This is a genomic window from Nocardia sp. CDC160 (genome assembly GCF_035818795.1).
Classification (GTDB): domain Bacteria; phylum Actinomycetota; class Actinomycetes; order Mycobacteriales; family Mycobacteriaceae; genus Nocardia.
In genome coordinates, this window is sequence record NZ_JAYKYT010000004.1 from 952440 (window position 1) to 970678 (window position 18239).

At 68.1% G+C, this 18239-nt stretch carries 21 protein-coding genes; 10 read left to right on the forward strand and 11 right to left on the reverse strand.

Annotated features, from left to right (window positions below; genetic code table 11):
- The first annotated feature begins 93 nt into the window (after positions 1-93).
- Together VMT40_RS25705 and VMT40_RS25710 are read left to right on the forward strand one after the other, a co-directional pair.
- Positions 94-741, forward strand: a complete 648-nt coding sequence (locus VMT40_RS25705) for a class I SAM-dependent methyltransferase (protein WP_326361354.1) — start codon at positions 94-96, stop codon at positions 739-741.
- A 108-nt stretch (positions 742-849) separates the two neighbouring features.
- Positions 850-1656 (forward strand): alpha/beta fold hydrolase, encoded by an 807-nt coding sequence (locus tag VMT40_RS25710; protein ID WP_326361355.1) that lies wholly within the window; start codon positions 850-852, stop codon positions 1654-1656.
- Here the strand turns inward: VMT40_RS25710 and VMT40_RS25715 are convergent.
- Positions 1653-2201, reverse strand: a complete 549-nt coding sequence (locus VMT40_RS25715) for a TetR/AcrR family transcriptional regulator (protein ID WP_326361356.1) — start codon at positions 2199-2201, stop codon at positions 1653-1655. The genes VMT40_RS25710 and VMT40_RS25715 overlap by 4 nt on opposite strands.
- A gap of 183 nt (positions 2202-2384) precedes the next feature.
- Here VMT40_RS25715 and VMT40_RS25720 point away from each other — a divergent pair, with 183 nt between their 5' ends.
- Positions 2385-3182: an alpha/beta fold hydrolase gene (locus VMT40_RS25720; protein ID WP_326361357.1), complete on the forward strand. Its 798-nt coding sequence runs from the start codon at positions 2385-2387 to the stop codon at positions 3180-3182.
- 112 nt (positions 3183-3294) lie between these two features.
- A complete protein-coding gene (locus VMT40_RS25725; protein WP_326361358.1) occupies positions 3295-3687 on the forward strand; it encodes a hypothetical protein in 393 nt (130 codons plus the stop codon).
- A 35-nt stretch (positions 3688-3722) separates the two neighbouring features.
- On the opposite strand, the gene VMT40_RS25730 is transcribed toward VMT40_RS25725, so the two are convergent.
- Together VMT40_RS25730 and VMT40_RS25735 are read right to left on the reverse strand one after the other, a co-directional pair.
- The gene (locus VMT40_RS25730; RefSeq protein WP_326361359.1) at positions 3723-4595 is read right to left on the reverse strand and encodes a class I SAM-dependent methyltransferase; all 873 of its coding nucleotides are present in this window, start codon (positions 4593-4595) and stop codon (positions 3723-3725) included.
- Positions 4596-4665: 70 nt separating this feature from the next.
- A complete protein-coding gene (locus tag VMT40_RS25735; protein WP_326361360.1) occupies positions 4666-5490 on the reverse strand; it encodes a class I SAM-dependent methyltransferase in 825 nt (274 codons plus the stop codon).
- Positions 5491-5563: 73 nt separating this feature from the next.
- On the opposite strand from VMT40_RS25735, the gene VMT40_RS25740 reads away from it, so the two are divergent.
- The gene (locus VMT40_RS25740) at positions 5564-6154 is read left to right on the forward strand and encodes a TetR/AcrR family transcriptional regulator (protein WP_326361361.1); all 591 of its coding nucleotides are present in this window, start codon (positions 5564-5566) and stop codon (positions 6152-6154) included.
- Between the two features lie 15 nt (positions 6155-6169).
- Here VMT40_RS25740 and nagB read toward each other — a convergent pair whose 3' ends face one another.
- The 5 genes from nagB to VMT40_RS25765 are packed head-to-tail and all read right to left on the reverse strand — an operon-like array spanning position 6170 to position 11243.
- A complete protein-coding gene (gene nagB, locus VMT40_RS25745; protein WP_326361362.1) occupies positions 6170-6952 on the reverse strand; it encodes a glucosamine-6-phosphate deaminase in 783 nt (260 codons plus the stop codon).
- Entirely contained in the window at positions 6940-8106 is a 1167-nt protein-coding gene (nagA, locus tag VMT40_RS25750) for an N-acetylglucosamine-6-phosphate deacetylase (RefSeq protein ID WP_326361363.1), read from the reverse strand. Before nagA ends, nagB begins: the two co-directional genes overlap by 13 nt.
- Positions 8103-9758: a phosphoenolpyruvate--protein phosphotransferase gene (ptsP, locus tag VMT40_RS25755; protein ID WP_326361364.1), complete on the reverse strand. Its 1656-nt coding sequence runs from the start codon at positions 9756-9758 to the stop codon at positions 8103-8105. Before ptsP ends, nagA begins: the two co-directional genes overlap by 4 nt.
- Positions 9748-10011: an HPr family phosphocarrier protein gene (locus VMT40_RS25760; protein WP_326361365.1), complete on the reverse strand. Its 264-nt coding sequence runs from the start codon at positions 10009-10011 to the stop codon at positions 9748-9750. Before VMT40_RS25760 ends, ptsP begins: the two co-directional genes overlap by 11 nt.
- Positions 10008-11243, reverse strand: coding sequence for a PTS transporter subunit EIIC (locus VMT40_RS25765; protein ID WP_326361366.1), 1236 nt, complete (start codon positions 11241-11243; stop codon positions 10008-10010). The genes VMT40_RS25760 and VMT40_RS25765 overlap by 4 nt, the downstream gene beginning before the upstream one ends.
- A gap of 124 nt (positions 11244-11367) precedes the next feature.
- Here VMT40_RS25765 and VMT40_RS25770 point away from each other — a divergent pair, with 124 nt between their 5' ends.
- Positions 11368-11598 (forward strand): PTS glucose/sucrose transporter subunit IIB, encoded by a 231-nt coding sequence (locus tag VMT40_RS25770; RefSeq protein ID WP_326361367.1) that lies wholly within the window; start codon positions 11368-11370, stop codon positions 11596-11598.
- 5 nt (positions 11599-11603) lie between these two features.
- On the forward strand, positions 11604-12053 hold the full coding sequence (locus VMT40_RS25775; protein WP_326361368.1) for a PTS sugar transporter subunit IIA: 450 nt from the start codon (positions 11604-11606) through the stop codon (positions 12051-12053).
- A gap of 72 nt (positions 12054-12125) precedes the next feature.
- Here VMT40_RS25775 and VMT40_RS25780 read toward each other — a convergent pair whose 3' ends face one another.
- Both VMT40_RS25780 and VMT40_RS25785 read right to left on the reverse strand, forming a co-directional pair.
- Positions 12126-12824: a GntR family transcriptional regulator gene (locus VMT40_RS25780; protein ID WP_326361369.1), complete on the reverse strand. Its 699-nt coding sequence runs from the start codon at positions 12822-12824 to the stop codon at positions 12126-12128.
- 53 nt (positions 12825-12877) lie between these two features.
- Positions 12878-13228 (reverse strand): hypothetical protein, encoded by a 351-nt coding sequence (locus tag VMT40_RS25785; protein WP_326361370.1) that lies wholly within the window; start codon positions 13226-13228, stop codon positions 12878-12880.
- A gap of 109 nt (positions 13229-13337) precedes the next feature.
- On the opposite strand from VMT40_RS25785, the gene VMT40_RS25790 reads away from it, so the two are divergent.
- Positions 13338-14303, forward strand: coding sequence for a quinone oxidoreductase family protein (locus VMT40_RS25790; RefSeq protein ID WP_326361371.1), 966 nt, complete (start codon positions 13338-13340; stop codon positions 14301-14303).
- Positions 14304-14363: 60 nt separating this feature from the next.
- Here VMT40_RS25790 and VMT40_RS25795 read toward each other — a convergent pair whose 3' ends face one another.
- Positions 14364-14972: a TetR/AcrR family transcriptional regulator gene (locus tag VMT40_RS25795; protein ID WP_326361372.1), complete on the reverse strand. Its 609-nt coding sequence runs from the start codon at positions 14970-14972 to the stop codon at positions 14364-14366.
- Between the two features lie 80 nt (positions 14973-15052).
- Here VMT40_RS25795 and VMT40_RS25800 point away from each other — a divergent pair, with 80 nt between their 5' ends.
- Both VMT40_RS25800 and VMT40_RS25805 read left to right on the forward strand, forming a co-directional pair.
- A complete protein-coding gene (locus VMT40_RS25800; RefSeq protein WP_326361373.1) occupies positions 15053-16507 on the forward strand; it encodes an FAD-dependent monooxygenase in 1455 nt (484 codons plus the stop codon).
- Positions 16508-16806: 299 nt separating this feature from the next.
- A complete protein-coding gene (locus VMT40_RS25805) occupies positions 16807-18231 on the forward strand; it encodes a hypothetical protein (RefSeq protein WP_326361374.1) in 1425 nt (474 codons plus the stop codon).
- Positions 18232-18239: the final 8 nt, after the last annotated feature.

The window sequence follows — 18239 nt, forward strand, 5'->3', positions numbered from 1 at the left end:
TACCGTCCTTGTCGTCCCGTGGATGGAAATCGAGCGGTACAGCCAGTGCGCAGCTTACCCCCGGCGTTCACCGAGGTCCGGCAGGATGGTCGGGTGACCGAGTTACTCGACGACACCCGGCTGGAACAGACTGCGGTAGTAGCGAACTCCGCCATGAACCGCGATCGACGACTGGCCGCCTACCGCCGCGAACTCGGGTTCGATCCCGTCGCATGGCTGCTGGCCCGACCCGGGCCGCAGCGCTGGCTCGATGTCGGATGCGGTAGCGCGCACGCCCTTTTCGAAGCGAGCGAATCGCTGTCCGGACGGGTGCGGATCGTCGGCCTGGACCTGGTCGACTACTTCGGCGGGCCGTCGCGACCCGGTATCGACCTGGTCACCGCGTCCGTTCTCGACTGGAATCCGGACGAGCCGTTCGATCTGATCACCAGCGTCCACGCATTGCACTATGTCGGCGACAAACTCGCGGCCTTGAGCAGAATGTCGTCCTGGCTCACCGCCGACGGGCATCTGGCCGCCAACTTCGACACCTCCGCGCTGCGCAACCGGAACGGGGCGGCGCTCGGGCGGCAGCTCTCCACCGCATTGCGCCGCAATGGTTTCGACTACAACTCTCGGACCCACCGGATCACCCGCACCGGCGTTGCGCGACCGGTGTGGGAGTTCCGTTACCTCGGTGCCGATGCGCACGCGGGGCCGAACTACACCGGGCAGGAAGCGGTCGGATCACATTACGAATGACCGGTGTCACCAGTCGATTCCTGCCAGACTGAGTTTCGATCGGCGGTCGATGTCGAAAACGGCGGGTGCCGTTCGAGGAGTAGTCGAAACCTTCGAAAGGATGAAGACATGACTAGCTCCGTTACCAGCGTTCGCTCCGCCGACGGCAGTGAGATCACGGTCGAGGTGATCGGGTCGGGTGCGCCCGTTGTGCTGATCGGGGGCGCGTTCAATGACCGGTCGACCGTGACCGGGCTCGCGGCGACGCTCGCGCCGCATTTCACCGCGATCGGGTATGACCGGCGCGGGCGTGGGGGCAGCACCGACGCGACCGGGAAATTCGCGGTGCAATCCGAGGTCGAGGATCTCGCGGCGGTCATCGAGTACGCGGGCGGTGCCGCGGCGGTGTTCGGGCATTCGTCTGGTGCGGCACTGGCTTTGGAGGGAGTGCTCGCCGGGCTGGCCATCGATAAGGTCGCGCTCTACGAGTTGCCCGCGGTGGTCGACGGCAATCGGCCGGAGCCGCCCGCCGACGTGTTCGATCGGCTCGTCGCGCTCATCGCGGCCGGGGATCGGGACGGCGCGGCCGAATTGTTCTTGACCGAGCAGGTGCAGGTGCCCGCGCCCGTGGTCGAGGGTATGCACAATTCCCCGGTGTGGGAGTTCCTGCGGGCCCAGGCTTCTAGCCTGCCCTACGACGTCGCGGTGTGCGGCCCCGGCCTGCGCTTGCAAACCGACCGCTACGCCACCATCACCACGCCGACCCTGGTCATCAACGGCGACCAAACCTCACCCTGGATGCAGACCGCAAGCCAGGCCCTGGCCGCCGCCATCCCGGGTTCGCGCCACGTGGTCCTGCCCGGCGAGGACCACAACATCCTCAACCAGCCCGCTCCCCTGGACCCGCTGCTCCGCGACTTCCTCGGCCGCGGCTAACGAGACAGGAACTGCCACAAGGCATCCCGGACCGGGCGCTGCCGACTGCCCGCCCGCAGTTCCAGCAGCGCCGCCTCGGCGACCAGGGCCACCCACAGTCGGGCACCATCGGTGGGTTCGCGCCAGCCGAGCGCCTCGAAATCGGGCTCGATGAGCGCGGCATTGTGGGCGTTGCGGTGGGTGACCTCGTCGGCGATCAGCGGTTCGGCGCGGGCGTCGAGGAGCAGGGCCTTGACGCCGCGGTCACGCAGGCAGGCATCCAGGTACGCGGTCGAACCGGCGACGAGGCGGGCGTGACCCGGGGCCAGATCGGCTATGGCGGTTTCGATTTCGGTCTGCAGGCGGTCGTGGAATTCGCGGTGGAGGGCCAGGAGGTAGTTGGCGCGGGAGCCGAAGTGGTGGAAGAAGGTGCCTTTCGAGACGCCCAGCTCGGCTACCAGGACGTTGACGCTGACCGCGGACAGGCCCAGGCGTTCGGCCAGGCGCAGACCGCTGTCCACCAGGGCGGCACGAGTGCGCGCGGCGGAATCCTCCCGCAGATTCATCAGATTCAACCCTCACCGGGACGTGCTGCGTGTATCGCGCTGCGCGGCAGTCGATGTGGCAGCTCATCCCCTTGCATGCTCTTCGAACCGATCGTAGGGTCACACTATATGACCGACCGACTGGTCAGTGAATGACCAGTCGGTCAACACATTCGACCGAAGGGACGTGCGCGGATGCACACCATGCGCACAACAACCGGAGAAGTGGCCTACGAAGACCTCGGTAGCGGACCGGCCGTCGTGCTCCTCCACGCCAACCTGCACGATCACCACGACTTCGACCCGATCATCCCGGCGCTGGCCGCCAACTATCGCGTCCTCGCCGTCGACTGGCCCGGCCACGGTGCCTCCGCACCGAACCCGACCATCACCGCCGCGGCCTGCGCCACCGCCCTGGTCGAGCTCGTCACCACCCTGAACCTGAATCCCGCTGTCTTCCTGGGCAATTCACTCGGCGGCTACGCCGCCGCCAGCCTCGCCCTCACCCACCCCGACCGAGTAGCGGGCCTGATCCTGGTCAACACCGGCGGCTTCATCCCCCAAACCCCCCTCACCCGCGCCTACTGCACCCTCTACGGCTCCACCCTCGCCGCCCGCTACTGGCTCCCCCACAGCATCCGCAACTACACCAAACCCATGAGCCCCCACGACACCGCCATCATCGCCCGCACCACCCGCACAGCCCGCACCGCCATCGGCCGCACCACCTACTCCTCCCTCTGGCACAGCTTCAACTCCCCCACCTACGACCTCACCCCCCGCGCTTCCCAACTAACCACCCCCACCCTCATCATCTGGGGCACCCGAGACCCCGTCCTCCCCCTCCGCTACGCCCACCTCACCCACCGCCTCCTCCCCCACTCCACCCTCCACCTCCTCCCCACCGGCCACCTCCCCTTCTCCTCCACCCCCGAAAAATTCCTCGAGATCGCCGAGCCATTCATCGAATCGACCCTTGCCGCCGCAGGCAAGGAGAGGTGAAACAGCGGGCCGATCAGCGGAGTTGAGACCGCAAGGATTTCATAAGGAAGTTGCTGGGATCGGTGAATAACTTCCTCCCTGTCGAAAAGAGATCCGGGCAACCGGAGTTCGTATGGAGGTTGTCATGGCTAGAGTTTCTGGTGGGCGTAAGGTTGGTGCGGTTGTCGCGGTGGCGGCGGCTGGGTTGGGGGTTGCGGTTGGGGCGGTGACGGCGGGGACCGCGCAGGCGCAGGCCAATCATCCGGGGGCTTGTGTGGTGGTGCAGAACCATGCGGGGCGGACTACTACGGTTAGCATGAATTATCCGGCGGGGTACAACGGGGATTGGACTATTTATCCGAATGATCTGGTGGTGTTGTTGTACAACGGGGAGGCGGTGAAGTCGCCTACCGGGGAATTCAATTTGCAGAAGGATTCGGATTTGCAAGCGGTGTGGAATTACGATCCGGGCCGGGATCATGACAAGGGGTGCAATGGGTCCTGGGTCGTTACGCTGAACGGCTGAGGGCCTGAGGGAGTTGCTGAGGCCCCGAAGGATTTTCAGTGGCGGTCGGCGATTGCGAGTCGGCCGGTGCTGAGGAATGAACCTCGTTTGCCTTCTACTCCGGCCTCCTGGGCGATGGTGAGCATGTCGCGGTCGGTGGTGACGGTGAGGCCGCGGTCGGACAGGACGGCGGCCATTGCCTCGGGGGTCCAGCTGGAGCGTTGTGGTTCGCGGGCCATGGGATTGGTGCGGCCGGTCAATGACAGCAGCAGCTCCATGGCTCGACGACCGTAGCGGTACAGGCGATTCGGGGTGGGATAGGTGACGATCATGCGGCTGCCCACGGCGCTGCGCTTGGCCACCTCCGTGACCGTCTCCCCCACCTCGGCCGGGGTCAGGTAGGGCACGACGCCTTCCCAGATCCAGGTGGTGGGGCGTGTTTCGTCGTGGCCCGCCTCGGTCAGCGCGGTACCCAGAGAGTCCTTGCCGAAGTCGACGGGGACGAAAAGTACCGAGGCCAGGGGCTCACGATCGCCGAGTCGTTCCCGCTTCTCGGCTTGGGAGGCAGGGTGATCTACCTCGAACACCTCGACGCCGGTCAACTCGGGCATGCGCCAGGCGCGCGCGTCGAGTCCGGCCCCGAGGATCACCAGTTGCGGGTTGGCTTGCTCGCGGACCGCGTCGTCGATGGCGATGGTGCGCGCGGCGAGCACTTCGGATGTGGCCGAGACCAATTCGTATTCCATGCGGGCGCCGAACGCCTTCGGTACCTCCCCGGCCCGGACCCGGGCGACAATGTCACGTTCTTCGGGGAGCAGCAGATCGATGGCGAGGGGATCGGAGAACCGCCCGGCACCCAGTCGCCCATCCGCCACCGCTCGGCCCTGACAGACCAGGATCGCCGTCCGACTCGCCGCACGCTCGGTCACCGGCCCATTATCAACGCCGAGACGCGGTTTCGCGCGCCACCGAGCCGATGACCGTCATAGCGCTGCCTCCTCAATCGCCGTTGCGGGCGGCGGTGACGACCATGGTGGCGTAGTCGATGGTGAGGGTGCCGCCCATGGTGTCGATGGCCGTGCCGATGCCGTCGAGGATGGCGGCGAGGGTGTCGGGTGGGGTTTGAGTGAGAGCGCCGTGGGTGGGGATCTGGTCGAGCCACTCGTCGCGGGTGTAGATACGCTGCCAGTCGAAGCGCCACTGCTCGGGTTCGGCGAAGCTGCCGGTTTCGCGAATTCCGTTGAGCGCCTTGGTGAGTATCGTCTGGTAGAGCTCCAGCGCGGGGCGGTCGGCGACGAGGGAGAGCGGCGAGTCGGGCAGGAACTCGCGGTAGACCGCGGCGAAGGCGGTGCTGGCCTCGGGTGGCATTTGTGGGACCGGCCAGAAGGCGGCGAGGCGGCCGCTCTCGCGCAGAACCCGCGCGGCCTGCGCCGCGCCCGCCACGGGATCGACCCAGTGCCAGGCGGTTCCGGCGACAACGGCGTCGAAGCTGCGGCCAGCCGGATCCCACTGTTCGAAGGTGCCGATCTCGACGTCGATACCGGTCTTCCGCGCGAATTCGGCCATGCGGGAATCGGGTTCGACGCCGAGCACCCTGCATCCCGCGTCGCGGAGCTGCCGGGCCACGATGCCGGTCCCACAGCCCACGTCGAGCACGTCCTTACCCGGCGACGCCGCGAGAATGCGGTCGATCAGCGCGGTGGGATAGGTGGGCCGGGTGCGGTCGTAGCGGGCGGCGTCCACACCGAAGGATTCGGCCACCTCCCGGGCACGATGCGGGCTGCTGTCTGCGGATTCGGGCTCTGGAGACGGTAGAGTGACCATGCGCCCACTCTAAGTGGGCACTTGCCCACTAGGCAATGGCCGTGGGTTTCGCTCAGAGAGAAGGAGTACCGGGTTGCCCACCGGGGTCGCCATACGCGATGCGCGAGAGCAATTGTTCGACGCGGCGGAGCGAATCCTGTTGCGCGACGGGCCCAGTGCCCTGACGAGTCGATCGGTCACCGCCGAGGCGGGATGCGCGAAAGGCGTGCTGCACCGGCACTTCCGCGACTTCGACGGCTTCCTCGCCGAATTGGTGGAGGATCGCGTTGTCCGCGTCGAGCGCCTCGGTGCCGAATTGCGCGAGAACGCCGGAAACGGCACGGTCGCCGACAATCTCGCCGAAGCGCTGACGGCAATATTCGAGACCGTGGCCGTGGCCATCGTCAGCCTGGTCACCTTCCGCGACGAGCTACGCGCCCGGATCCGCCAACAGCGCCCCTCGGGCCTGCCGATCCTCACCGAGGCAGGCAACCTGATCGCCGACTACCTGGCCGCCGAGGCCGACATCGGCCGCGTCGCGGCCACCGCCGACACCGGCCTGCTGGCCCGCACCCTGATCGGCTCGGGCCACCTCCTCTTCGCCGACCGCACCGCGCCGCGCCCGCGGCTCGAGGCCGTGCGCGGCCTGGTCACCGCGGTCCTGGGCAGCGCGCTCACCTCCTGAAACAGGTGGCCTGGCTCAGAAGCTCTGCCAGGTGGGCTTGTTCGCCACCGCGAAGCGGTAGTAGTCGACGGCCTTCAGGTTCGCGGCGGCGGCCGGGTCGACGATGACCGTCACGTGGGGGTGCATTTGGAGGATCGAGGCGGGGCAGAAGGCGGAGACCGGGCCTTCGACGGCGGCGGCAACGGCCTCAGCTTTGCCTGCGCCGGTGGCGATCATGAGCAGGTGGTCGGCGTCGCTGATGGTGCCGAGGCCCTGGGTGAGGACGTGGGTGGGGACCTGGGTGAGGTCGTCTTCGAAGAAGCGGGCGTTGTCCTCGCGGGTCTTCGGGGTCAGGGTCTTGACGCGGGTGCGCGAGCGCAGCGAGGAGCCGGGCTCGTTGAAGCCGATGTGCCCGTTGGCCCCGATGCCCAGGATCTGCACCGAGATCGGTCCGTTCTCGGCGATCTCGCGTTCGTAGTCGGCGGCGGCGGCCGGGATGTCGGCGGCATTGCCGTCGGGGCTGTGCACGTCGGAGTCGGCGAAGTCCACGTGCGAGGTGAACTCGTCGCGAATGAACTGCCGGTAGGACTGCGGGTGCCCGACCGGCAGGCCGATGTACTCGTCCAGCAGAAACGCCTGCACCCCCGCGAAACTCAGCCCCTCCTCCTTGTGCTGGCGAATCAGCTCCTGATACGCCCCCAGCGGCGAGGACCCCGTGGCCAACCCGATGGCGCGGGCACCCCGGCGCACATGGTCGGCCATGATGCGACCGGCCAGTACACCGGCCTCGGCCGCGTTATCGGTGATCACGAGTTCCATTGGGCTCCATCCTTGTAGACGTTCACGGGATTCAGGTGGTGGTCGGTGACGAGCACGTCGGCCCGCATCCCCGCGTGCAACGCGCCGATCTCGTCGGCCATGCCCAGCAGGCGCGCGGGGGTGGCGCAGGCGGCGGTGGCGGCGGAGGTCAGGTCGACTCCGGCGTGGAAGACGGTGCGCCGCAGCACATCCACGGCCGTGGCGGTGCCACCGGCGATGGGGCCCTCGCCGTGCGGGTCGTAGATGCGCGAGACACCGTCGGTGACCACGACGTCGAGGCTACCGAGCTGGTAGCGGCCGTCGGGTTGCCCGGCGGCGGCCATGGCGTCGGTAATGAGGGCCAGGTTGTCGGGGCCGAGGGTGTCGAAGACCATGCGCACGGTGCCGTCGGCCAGGTGCACGCCGTCGGCAATGACCTCGGCCACCACGTCGCCGCGCCCGGCGGCGGCCATGGCGGCGGTGAGGAAGTTGGCGTCGCGGTGGGCCAGTTCGGGCATGGCGTTGAACAGGTGGGTGATCGACACCCGCCAGCCGCGGCGCATGGCGTGCACGGACCGTTCATAGTCGGCGACCGTGTGTCCCAGGGACAGAATCACATTCGCCTCGGCGAGCACATCGGCGAGGGCATCGAAATTGGCGGTTTCCGGGGCGATGGTCACCGACACGATGCGTCCGCCCGCATAGTCGATGAGACGCTCCAGCAAATCCGGATCGCCGGGCAGGATGCGTTCGGGGTCGTGGGCGCCGCGCCGGTGCTCGCTGATGAACGGGCCTTCGAGGTGGATACCTGCCAGCAGACCGTCATCGATGGCCTTGCCCAAGACGTCTATCCGCTCGCGCAATTCGGCCTCGGTGGCCGAGACCAGGGAGGCGAGCAGGGTGGTGGTGCCGTGCGCGCGATGGAATTTCGCGGCAATCGCCACCCCCTCGGGATCGGTTTCGGGGAAGCCGTATCCGCCGCCGCCGTGGCAGTGCACATCGATCAGACCGGGCAGGATGATCGGCGGCGGCCCGACCACTTCGGGCAGTTCACCACCGAATTCGCTTGCCGGGCCGACATAGTCGAGTCGCGGGCCGTCGAACGAAACCACCCCGTCGGCGAGTTCGCCCGCCTCGGTGAGGGTGACGACCCGGCCGCGCAGGGTGATCGTCACTTATCTCGCCCCAACGCTTGTCGTGCCGCGCGCAGCGCGTCGTCCGCGGTGCGGGCCGACAGCACCGCGGCCGCGGCGGCCTTGCACTGCTCGAGGGTCACCTCGGCGAGCTGGGCTCGCACTCCGGCAATCGAACGCGGTGCCATCGACAGCGTCTCGACCCCGAGACCCACCAGCACACAGGCGAATTCGGGATTGGAGGCGGACTCGCCGCACACCCCCACCCTCACCCCGTGCTTGGCTGCCCCCGACACCACCATGGCGATGGCCGCCGCGAGCGCGGGCTGCCACGGATTGTGCAGCGCCGCCAGCGCGGACGACATGCGGTCCGCGCCGAACAGGTACTGCGACAGGTCGTTGGTGCCGATGGAGAAGAAGTCGACTTCCGCACCCATTTGCTCGGAACGGATTGCGGCGGCCGGGATTTCGATCATCACACCGCGGGTGTCGAGTCCGGCCGCGCGGGCCTTGCCCGCGAAGTATCCGGCCTCCTCGACGGTGGCGACCATCGGGGCCATGACCTTGACCGGGGTCCCGGTCTGCCGTGCGGCGTCGGCGATCGCGGTGAGCTGGTCGAGCAGCGTCCCCTCATCGACGCTGCTCAACCGCAGGCCGCGCACTCCCAGCGCCGGATTCTCTTCCTCCGGCAGATTCAGGAACGGCAGCGGCTTGTCCGATCCGGCGTCGAGGGTGCGCACGGTGACCGGGCGCTGCCCCATGACGCGGAAGATCTCGGCGTACTGGTCCGTCTGCTCGGCCACCGTGGGCGCGGATTTGCGGTCCAGGAAAAGGAATTCGGTCCGGAACAGGCCGACGCCCTCGGCACCGAGTTCGACGGCCAGGCGCGCATCGGCCGCGGAGCCCACATTGGCCAGCAGCGGCACGGCGTGCCCATCGGCGGTGCGGCACGGACCGGTCGGGGCGTCGGCCTGGCGTGCGCGCAGGGCGAGCACCTCCTCCCGACGCGCCGGGGTCGGCTCCAGCTCGACCACACCGGCGCTGCCGTCGAGGACCACCTCGGTGTCCTCGGCGATCCCCGCCGCGTCCGGTGCGGCCACGACGGCCGGAATGCCCAGCGCCTTGGCCAGAATCGCGGTGTGCGAGGTCGGTCCGCCCGCCACGGTCAGCAGGCCCACCACCTTCGCCGGATCCAGGGTGGCGGTGTCGGCGGGGGCCAGATCGTGGGCTGCCAGCACGAAAGGTGTTGCGCTGTCCGGGATTCCGGGCGGATCAACACCCAGCAGCTCGGCCACCACCCGCTGCCCAACATCCTTCAGATCCGAGGCGCGTTCGGCCATCATCCCGCCGAGGGCGGCCAGCTGCGCACCGAAGTGCGCCACCGCCTGCGTGACCGCGTGCGCGGTCGGCGTCCCGCCCCGGATCTCGGTGCGCACCTGATCCAGCAGGGCCGGATCGGCGGCCAGCGCCGAGGTCATGAACAGAATGTCGGCCGCGGGCCCGGTGGCGTCGAGCGCCTGGGCCGAGTAGCGCGCGGCGACCGTCTCGAAAGCGGCTTCCGCGCGGGCGATTTCGGCCTCGACGTCGCTCCCGGGGGCGTCGGCGGCGCTGGTGACCGGCGCGGGCGCCAGCCACTTCACCGATCCGAGCGCGATCCCGGGAGCGGCGGCGACACCGCGCACCTCACGCGTCAAGATCTGTCTCCAGCATCCCGACCAGCTTATCGAGGGCCGCGTCCGCGCCGTCCTCGGCGTGCAGGGTGACGGTGTCGCCCTGCTTGGCGCCCAGGGTCATCACCTGCAGCAGGCTGTTGGCGGCGACCGGATCCTTGCCCGCCACCGAGATCTGCACCGGCACACCGGCTTCCCCGGCGGCCTTGGCGAACAGCGCGGCGGGCCGGGCGTGCAAACCGGTCTTGGACGCGACGACTGCGGTGCGGGTGATCATGCGGCGATGTTCTCCTTTTCGGTTTCGGCCTCATCGTCTTCGCGACCGGGGGTCTTCAGGTTCCAGCGCTTGATGATGAAGCTGAAGGTGACGTAGTACAGGGCGGCGTAGCCCAGACCCACCAGAAGCAGCAGCAGCGGATGGGTCGCCTTGCCGAAGTTGAGCAGGTAGTCGATGGCACCGGCGGAGAAGGTGAACCCGTCGTGAATGCCGAGCGCATTGGTCAGCGCCAGCGAGGTGCCGGTGAAGATGGCGTGGATCAGCAGCAGCGGCCAGGCCACGAAGATGAACGAGAATTCCAGCGGCTCGGTGATGCCGGTCAGGAACGCGGTCAGACCGGTCGAGAGCATGATGCCGCCGATCATCTTCTTGTTCTCCGGCTTGGCGTGGCGCCAGATGGCCAGCGCGGCGGCGGGCAGACCGAACATCATGATCGGGAAGAAGCCGGTCATGAAGGTGCCCGCGTGCGGGTCGCCGTGCAGGAACATGGCGATGTCGCCGTGGTAGGTCTGGCCGTTGCTGGTGTAGTCGCCGAGGACGAACCAGACCACCGAGTTGATGATGTGATGCAGGCCCAGCGGCAGCAGCATCCGGTTGGCAAATCCGAAGATTCCGCCACCCACGACCGAGTGGTCGGCGACGAAGTTACCCAGCGAGGTCAGCGCGGAGTTGAAGGCCGGGTAGATGAACGACATCACCACACCGAGGACCACGGCCGCGCAGGCGGTCAGAATCGGCACCAGGCGACGGCCGGAGAAGAAGCCGAGATAGTCCGGCAGTTGGGTGCGGTGGAAGCGCTGCCACAGCATCGCGGCGGTCAGGCCGATGATGATGCCGCCCAGGACACCGAAATTGACCAGCGCCTGAGCGCCTTTCGCGTCGGTCTTGCCCGCGAGCACGACCGGCGCCATGGCCTTGGTGACGCCATTGAAGGCGAGATAGCCGACGACCGCGGCGAGCGCGGTGGAGCCGTCGGCCTTCTTGGCCCAGCCGATGGCGATACCGACGGCGAAGAGCAGGGGCAGGTTGTCGATGAGTGCGCCGCCCGCGCCCGCGAGGACGTCGGCGACGGTCTTCATTGCCGACCAGCGGCCGAGCATGTCGTCCTGTCCTAGTCGCAGCAACAGTCCAGCAGCGGGTAGCGTGGCGATCGGCAGCATCAAGCTGCGGCCGAGCTTCTGCAGTCCGGATAGATCGAGCTTCTTACGGGAGCTCTCGACGGCATCGGCCATGGGTGGTCCTCAGTCTGTGAATGGAGTCACGAGTACTGTTCAGCGTCAGTTACCGTGACTGGTTATAACCAGACATATACTGGTTATAACCAGTTTTGTCTACTCGACACGCTCGGAGGAAATCATGTCGAAAGCGAATCAAATCGTCGCTGGCCTGGGTGGTCTCGACAACATTGTCGAGGTAGAGGGGTGTATCACCCGCCTGCGCTGTGAGATCAAGGACGCAAGCCTGGTCGACGAAAAGGCGCTCAAGGCCGCGGGCGCGCACGGCGTCGTCAAGGCCGGTACCGCGGTCCAGGTCGTGGTCGGGCCGACCGCCGACGCCCTGGCCGAAGACATCAACGACATGCTCTGAACGCCATGAGCATCGATATCCTCGCGCCGCTGGACGGCCGCGCCATGCCCCTGTCCGAAGTCCCCGATCCGGTCTTCTCCGCGGAGATGGTCGGCGCGGGCGTGGCCATCGAACCCCTCGACACCGACGAGGCCACCACCGTGGTCGCCCCGGTCGCCGGGTCCATCGTGAAACTGCACCCGCACGCCGCGGTCATCGTCACCGAGGAGGGCACCGGCGTGCTGCTGCACGTCGGCATCGACACCGTCGGCAAGGCCGACATCTTCGAGCTGAAGGCCGCCGAAGGCGACAAGGTCGCCGCCGGTGATCCGCTGATCACCTTCTCCCCCAACGCCGTTCGCCGTCTCGGCCTGAGCGCGGCGGTGCCGGTGGTGGTCATGGACAGCGCGCCGGGCTCGGCGCAGAACCCGGTGACCGGTTCCGTCACCACCGGTTCGGTGCTGTTCAGCATGTGATCGTCGGGTAGAACGACTTGAGCCGCCGCCCCAATCGGGCGGCGGCTCAATCGTTTTCGAAGTAGAACGAGATCAGCTGTCCTCTGCCGAGACGGTCATGTACACCTGGTACCGGTCGGCGCGATACCAGGACTGCGCGTGCTCAACCGCGCGATCGCGCGAGTAGGAGATGCGGTCGAAAGCCAGGAGCGGCGAACCGGTTTCGGTGCCCAGCCAGCCCGCGTGGCGCTCATCGGCGGCCACGGCGCGCACGCTCTGTTCGGCGCGGTCGATGGGGCAGTCGTATTCGCGCGAGAACAGCGCATACAGCGACTGGGTCAGTTCCTTGTCCAGCAGGTCCGGCAGCAGATCGGCGCGGTACCAGCCATCGTCGATGGACATGGGCAGCCCGTCGGCCAACCGCAGTCGGACCAGGTGAAAGGCCTTGGTATTGGCCGCCAGTCCGAGCGCGGTCACCGAACCCGGCGGCGGCACAGCGTAGTCGGTGTGCAGCACGACGGTGCTGGGGGTGCGGCCCAGGCGGCGCATGTCATCGGAGAACGAGGCCATGTGCAGGCGCGAGCGGGCGACCCGCTCGGCCACGAAGGTGCCCTTGCCGGGAATGCGGGTGATGACGCCCTCGGATTCGAGCTGGCCCAGCACCTCGCGCACGGTCATGCGGCTGACCCGGTAGTCGTCGCACAGTTGGCGTTCGCTGGGCAGCATTTCGCCGGGACGCAGGTTGGCGCACAGGGTGGTCAGCGCAGAACGCAGCTGCGCTTGCTTGGTCACGCGCCCTGACACGTCGATCCGGTCCTTTCCGCCCCCGCCGACTGCGGGCGCGGTCACTTCTCGTTGCGCGCCTTGGGGAATCGCTTCTGGTGCGCCACCCAGCCTGCCATCTTGGCCCAGTGTCCCTTCGCGGGGGTGACCTTCGAGACGAGCTCGCGGTCCCACTCCTCGGTCTCGGCCAGGCCGTCGACGGTCTCGACCAGGGCCTTGGCGGCGGCCAGCGAACCGACCACCCGGTCACCCAGGACGCCGTCGGCGCCGACCAGGGTGACGCGAACACCGACGCGCCCGATGGGCTGCAGCACCGCGGTGGCGGAACCCCCGTGCTCGGCCACGAACCCCTTCACGGAATCCACGACGGACGGCGACACTTTCTCGGATGCCGGGGCGGCAGTAGCGCTCATGGGCAGCAGTTTACCCACGGGTAATTCAGGGTCCATGAACCACGGCACAACTCACAGTCGGTGAGCCGCCCGACACTCGGTCCCGGGGTCGGGTGTAAGACTGGAAGTCATGCGCGCCATCCAGGTTTCCGAGCACGGCGGTCCCGAGGTTCTGCGGTTGGTGGAGGTGCCCGACCCCGAGGTGGGTGCCGGGCAGTTGCTGGTGCAGACCGAGGCCATTGGAATCAACTTCATCGACACCTACATTCGGACCGGTCGGTATCCGACGCAGGTGCCGTACATCCCGGGCTCGGAGGGTAGCGGTGTCGTGACCGCGGTCGGGCCGGACGTCACCGACTTCCAGGTCGGGGATCGGGTGGCGTGGGCGGCGGCTCCCGGCAGCTACGCCGAGCTGGTGGTTGCGCCTGCGGCCGTGGCGATTCCGGTGCCCGACGGGGTGAACGCGCAGATCGCGGCGTCGGCGCTGTTGCAGGGGATGACCGCGCACTATCTGATCGAGTCGATCTACAAGCCGCAGCCGGGTGAGGCGGTGTTGGTGCACGCGGGCGCGGGCGGGGTGGGGCTGATCCTGACGCAGTTGCTGTCCGCGCGCGGGATTCGGGTGATCACCACGGTGTCCACCGATGACAAGGAGAAGCTCTCCCGCGATGCCGGGGCCTCGGAGGTGCTGCGCTACGAGGAGGACATCGCCGCGCGGGTGCGTGAACTGACCGGTGGGGTGGGTGTGGCCGCGGCCTACGACGGCGTCGGCGCGTCGACCTTCGAGGCCAGCCTGGCCTCGACCCGCATTCGCGGCACGGTAGCCCTCTTCGGCGCGGCCAGCGGACCGGTCCCGCCGTTCGACCTGCAACGCCTCAACGCGCTCGGCTCGCTGTTCGTCACCCGCCCGACGCTGGCGCACTACACCCGCGACCGCGCCGAATTGCTGTGGCGCGCAAACGACATCATGAACGCCATCGCCGACGGCACCCTGCACCTGCGCATCGGCGGCAGCTACCCGCTCGCCGACGCCGAGCAGGCCCATCGAGACCTGGAGAGCCGCAAGACCACCGGCTCGATCGTGCTGATGCCCTGAGTTTTTCGGCTCGCTTCCCTGGGCTCGATCTGGTTCGCGCCCAGGGTTTTTCGTCAGCCGTCAGTCGATGTCGCGGCCGGTGAGGCCGCGGTAGGCGAAGCGGGTGATGGCGTCGATGGCCTGCTCGTCGGTCATGTCCAGGCCACCCTCCTCGACGGCCTGCAGCAGTCCGGTGGCCGACTGGAACATCAGGGCGAGGCTCACGTCGGGTGGGCCGGGCAGGCGTAGCCCGGCGGGGCCGAAGCCGTCGAGGTGGTTGGCCACCTCTTCGCGTTGTTCGGTGGCGAAATCCGCTGCGATGCGGGCGAAGTCGTCGTTGACCAGAGCCGCCTGCTGGACGGCGCGCAGGACCGGCCAGTTCTTGCGGGCGAAGTGCCAGTAGGCGGCGATGTGGTAGCGCACCGATTCCGGTTGCGTGAAGTCGGCGATGTGGGCCGGATCCTCAGCGGAGGTGTCGCTTTCGTCGGCAAGGTCTTTCAGCAGGGCCTGGAGTAGTTCTTCCTTGCTGGCGAAGTGGTTGTAGAACGAGCCCGCGGCGCGTCCGGCGGCCGCGGTGATGTCGGTGATCTTGGTATTGAGGTAGCCGCGCTCGGCGAACAATCGCCGGGCGGCGTGCTTGAGCGCCTGTTCGGTCTCGGCCGATTTCTCACTGCGGCGGGCTGCCACCATCCACCTCCTTGACAGCGGAACCTATCACCCACAATACTGAATCCACATTCAGTGAATTTGGATTCAGTTGAGGAGTTGCCATGAATGCGCAGGTCATCGTCGCGGGAGCGGGGCCGACCGGGCTCACACTGGCCATCGATCTGGCGCGTCGCGGCATCGGGGTGCGCATTGTCGATCAGGCCGAGGAGTTCTTCGCCGGGTCGCGCGGGGACGGGCTGCAGCCGCGCACCCTCGAGGTGTTCGAGGACATGGGCGTGCTCGACGCGGTACTGGCCCAGGGGATGCCGCAGAAGCCGCTGCGGGTGCATCTGGACGGGACGTTCGTCATGGAGCGGCGGATGAGTGCCTGGCGCGAGCCGACTTCCGAAGTGCCGCATCCGAATCCGTGGGTGCTCGCCCAGGCCGACACCGAGGCGATCCTGCGCGATCGGTTGGCCGAATTCGGGGTACGGGTCGAATCCGGTACGGCCCTGGTGGAATTCAGCGCCGACGACGCCGGAGTGAGCGTCACCCTCGAGCACGCGGGCGTGACCGAGACCGTGCGGGCGGATTACCTGGTCGGCGCCGATGGCGGACGCAGTACGGTGCGCAAGGCCCTCGGCATCGCGTTCGAGGGCACCACCGACGAGTCGATTCGGATGCTGCTCGGCGATGTGTGCGCCGATGTGCTCGATCATTCGGTGGGCTACTGGTTCGCCGACTCGGCCGCGCCACTGGACGGCATCGCGTTGATGCCGTTGAACGGCGGGCGCAAGTTCCAGTTCGCCACCGGGTTGCAGGCCGATGCCGAGCCGAGTCTGGAAGTCCTGCAGGACTACGTGACCCGCCGCTCGGGCCGCGACGACATCGTGCTCAGCGAGATGACCTGGTCGACGGTGTGGCGGCCGAATATCCGCCTGGCCCAGCGGTTTCGGGAGGGTCGAGTGTTCCTGGCCGGGGACGCCGCGCACGTGCATCCGCCGACCGGCGGGCAGGGCCTCAACACCGGCGTGCAGGACGCCTATAACCTGGGCTGGAAACTCGAAGCCGCACTGCGCAATCCGGGTCCGGCCAGCGAGGCACTGCTCGACAGCTACGAGACCGAACGCCGCGGTGTCGCCGCCCGCATCCTGGGATTGAGCAGCGAACTGCTGGACAAGACAGTCAAGGGTGATCCGGATGCCATGGATCGCGAGGGCACCCATCAGCTCGATATCGGCTACCGCGACAGCGCGAACACCGCGCCCGGGCTCCAGGTCGGCGACCGCGCACCGGATTCGCCGCTGCTGGACGCGCACGGTAAGACGGTGCGACTGTTCGATCTCTTCCGCGGCCCGCACGCCACGGTGCTGTCGTTCGGTCCCGACACCACCACCGATTCGGTTGAATCGGGCGCGGTGGAGACCCGGGCCGTGCGTATCCTGCGCGCGGAATCGGTTTCCGGCCAGGGCGAATTCGCCGATCCGACCGGCACCGTCGCTCGCGCGTACAACGCGGTCGACGGCGCGCGAATCCTGGTTCGCCCGGACGGATATGTCGGCTTCGTCGGGCGCTGAACCGGCCATCGCGCCCCCGCGCAGACCGGCGCGAAGGCCCCGTATTTCGCACGCTGGGACCGAAATGTCGGATCCGCTGGCCGTCGAATACCCGTGTTGTCCCCACTAGGGGTTTCGTGGGAAGCCCTGCCCGTACGGTAGTTGTCCGCGACGTGCAGAATGATCTTGCTGCCGCGCAAGACGATTCGCCCCGACCGAACATTTTCGGCCACGCGATGACGCCGTGACCCCGTAAGGTGGTCGCGGCGACGGGTTCGGGCGGCCTGGCAGGTAGAGGCATCGGTCAGAGGTGGTCTGGGATGTTGGTGAAGGTCCGTAACGACGACCCGTCGCGGCTGTCGAGCACCGAACGCACCGTGGTGAACTGGCTCAAATCCTGGAGCGGACCGCATGCCGTGCCCGGGATCGCGGTGGTGCAGTGCCAGGACGCGGACGTGGTGGTGTGGACGCCGCAGACCTGCGTGGTGGTGGGTGTGCACGGGTTCACCGAGCGGGTCGCCGGGACGCTGTCGTGCGCGCAGGATCAGCCGTGGACCGTGGACGGCAAACCCGCGCCCCTGGACGGTGATGCCGATCCGCTCGAGCGCGTGCGCCGCCAGACCGTCGATTTGGCGGGGCAATTGCGGTCCGCGCCGGGGCGCGAGCATGTGCCGGTGTCGGGGCTGGTGCTGTTGGTGCCGCAGCTGGGCAGTCGCGTGAAGTTGGACAAGGGTGCGTTGCCCGCCGGAATCGATGTGCTCATCGGCGATGGCCCCTCCTCGCTGCGTGCCTATTTCACCAAGCTGGCCGAGGGTGCGGCGCCGTCGTGGAATGCCGCGCAGGTCGGGCAGGCGTTGGGGGCGCTCGGGTTCGCCGCGGCCGCAACCTATTCCGATCTGGTGGCCGAGGGGTTCCCGGTGCCGGACTCGGCACAGGACGCGCCGCTGCCGTTCGCCAGCCGCCAGACCGAGGTGATGGTGCCGTCGGTGCCGACGAGCTATCCGACCGAGGAACTCACCGCTCCGGGCCGACCCGGCCGGTCCGACCAACCGGAGGGCGGTCAAGGCTCGCCGCGACCGGGTGCCGCCGGTTCGACCGAAGAGGGCCGTCCGGTCGCGGTGACACAGGGACCTTCGGTGCCCTCCAAAGGGGCGGGGGCGACGGCGAAGTCGGCGATCCCCGCGGCTTCCTCGGCCGCGGCGGCGGCCGCGGCCTATGCGGCGGTGACCGGGATGTCGTCGCAGGCTCCGAGCTCGCAGGGGCCCGGTCGGGCGGGCCCGCCGCCGCCGACGCCGATTCCGGGCGCGCGCCAACCCCAGCCGAGTACCGCGCCCCTCGGTCCCGCGCAGCGCCCACCCGCGCCCGGATTCGGTCCCGGACCGCAATCCGGCCCGCAATCAAGCCCGCAGTCGGGCGGTTTCGCGCCCGGACCGCAATCGGCCGGTTTCGCGCAGCAGCAGCAACAACCGGGTCCGGGATTCCCGCTGTGGCGGGGCCAGCCCACGACCGTGGCCGGGCGGCCGCGCCGACGCAAGGATGTGCCGATCATCGGCGCGCTCATTCTGATCGTGGTCATCCTGGTGATCGCGATCGCGTGTACCGGCGGGAGCACGCGGGTGCCGAGCAAGGAGTCACCGCAGCACTCGGCGGTCGTAGACACGACCACGACGACACACAGCACCGATCCGACCTTGCCGCACACCACGATTCCGCCCGCCTGCTTCCCCTTGCAACCGTGTAACTGACCTGGGCA

What these genes read in the sequence shown, in the direction of transcription:
- VMT40_RS25720 (WP_326361357.1), top strand. Translation starts at nt 2,385, where the DNA reads ATGCGCACAACAACCGGAGAAGTGGCCTACGAAGACCTCGGTAGCGGA.
- VMT40_RS25760 (WP_326361365.1), bottom strand. Translation starts at nt 10,011, where the DNA reads ATGATCACCCGCACCGCAGTCGTCGCGTCCAAGACCGGTTTGCACGCC.
- VMT40_RS25725 (WP_326361358.1), top strand. Translation starts at nt 3,295, where the DNA reads ATGGAGGTTGTCATGGCTAGAGTTTCTGGTGGGCGTAAGGTTGGTGCG.
- VMT40_RS25790 (WP_326361371.1), top strand. Translation starts at nt 13,338, where the DNA reads ATGCGCGCCATCCAGGTTTCCGAGCACGGCGGTCCCGAGGTTCTGCGG.
- VMT40_RS25735 (WP_326361360.1), bottom strand. Translation starts at nt 5,490, where the DNA reads ATGGTCACTCTACCGTCTCCAGAGCCCGAATCCGCAGACAGCAGCCCG.
- VMT40_RS25715 (WP_326361356.1), bottom strand. Translation starts at nt 2,201, where the DNA reads ATGAATCTGCGGGAGGATTCCGCCGCGCGCACTCGTGCCGCCCTGGTG.
- VMT40_RS25765 (WP_326361366.1), bottom strand. Translation starts at nt 11,243, where the DNA reads ATGGCCGATGCCGTCGAGAGCTCCCGTAAGAAGCTCGATCTATCCGGA.
- VMT40_RS25770 (WP_326361367.1), top strand. Translation starts at nt 11,368, where the DNA reads ATGTCGAAAGCGAATCAAATCGTCGCTGGCCTGGGTGGTCTCGACAAC.
- VMT40_RS25785 (WP_326361370.1), bottom strand. Translation starts at nt 13,228, where the DNA reads ATGAGCGCTACTGCCGCCCCGGCATCCGAGAAAGTGTCGCCGTCCGTC.
- VMT40_RS25800 (WP_326361373.1), top strand. Translation starts at nt 15,053, where the DNA reads ATGAATGCGCAGGTCATCGTCGCGGGAGCGGGGCCGACCGGGCTCACA.
- VMT40_RS25710 (WP_326361355.1), top strand. Translation starts at nt 850, where the DNA reads ATGACTAGCTCCGTTACCAGCGTTCGCTCCGCCGACGGCAGTGAGATC.
- VMT40_RS25795 (WP_326361372.1), bottom strand. Translation starts at nt 14,972, where the DNA reads ATGGTGGCAGCCCGCCGCAGTGAGAAATCGGCCGAGACCGAACAGGCG.
- VMT40_RS25805 (WP_326361374.1), top strand. Translation starts at nt 16,807, where the DNA reads ATGTTGGTGAAGGTCCGTAACGACGACCCGTCGCGGCTGTCGAGCACC.
- VMT40_RS25775 (WP_326361368.1), top strand. Translation starts at nt 11,604, where the DNA reads ATGAGCATCGATATCCTCGCGCCGCTGGACGGCCGCGCCATGCCCCTG.
- nagB (WP_326361362.1), bottom strand. Translation starts at nt 6,952, where the DNA reads ATGGAACTCGTGATCACCGATAACGCGGCCGAGGCCGGTGTACTGGCC.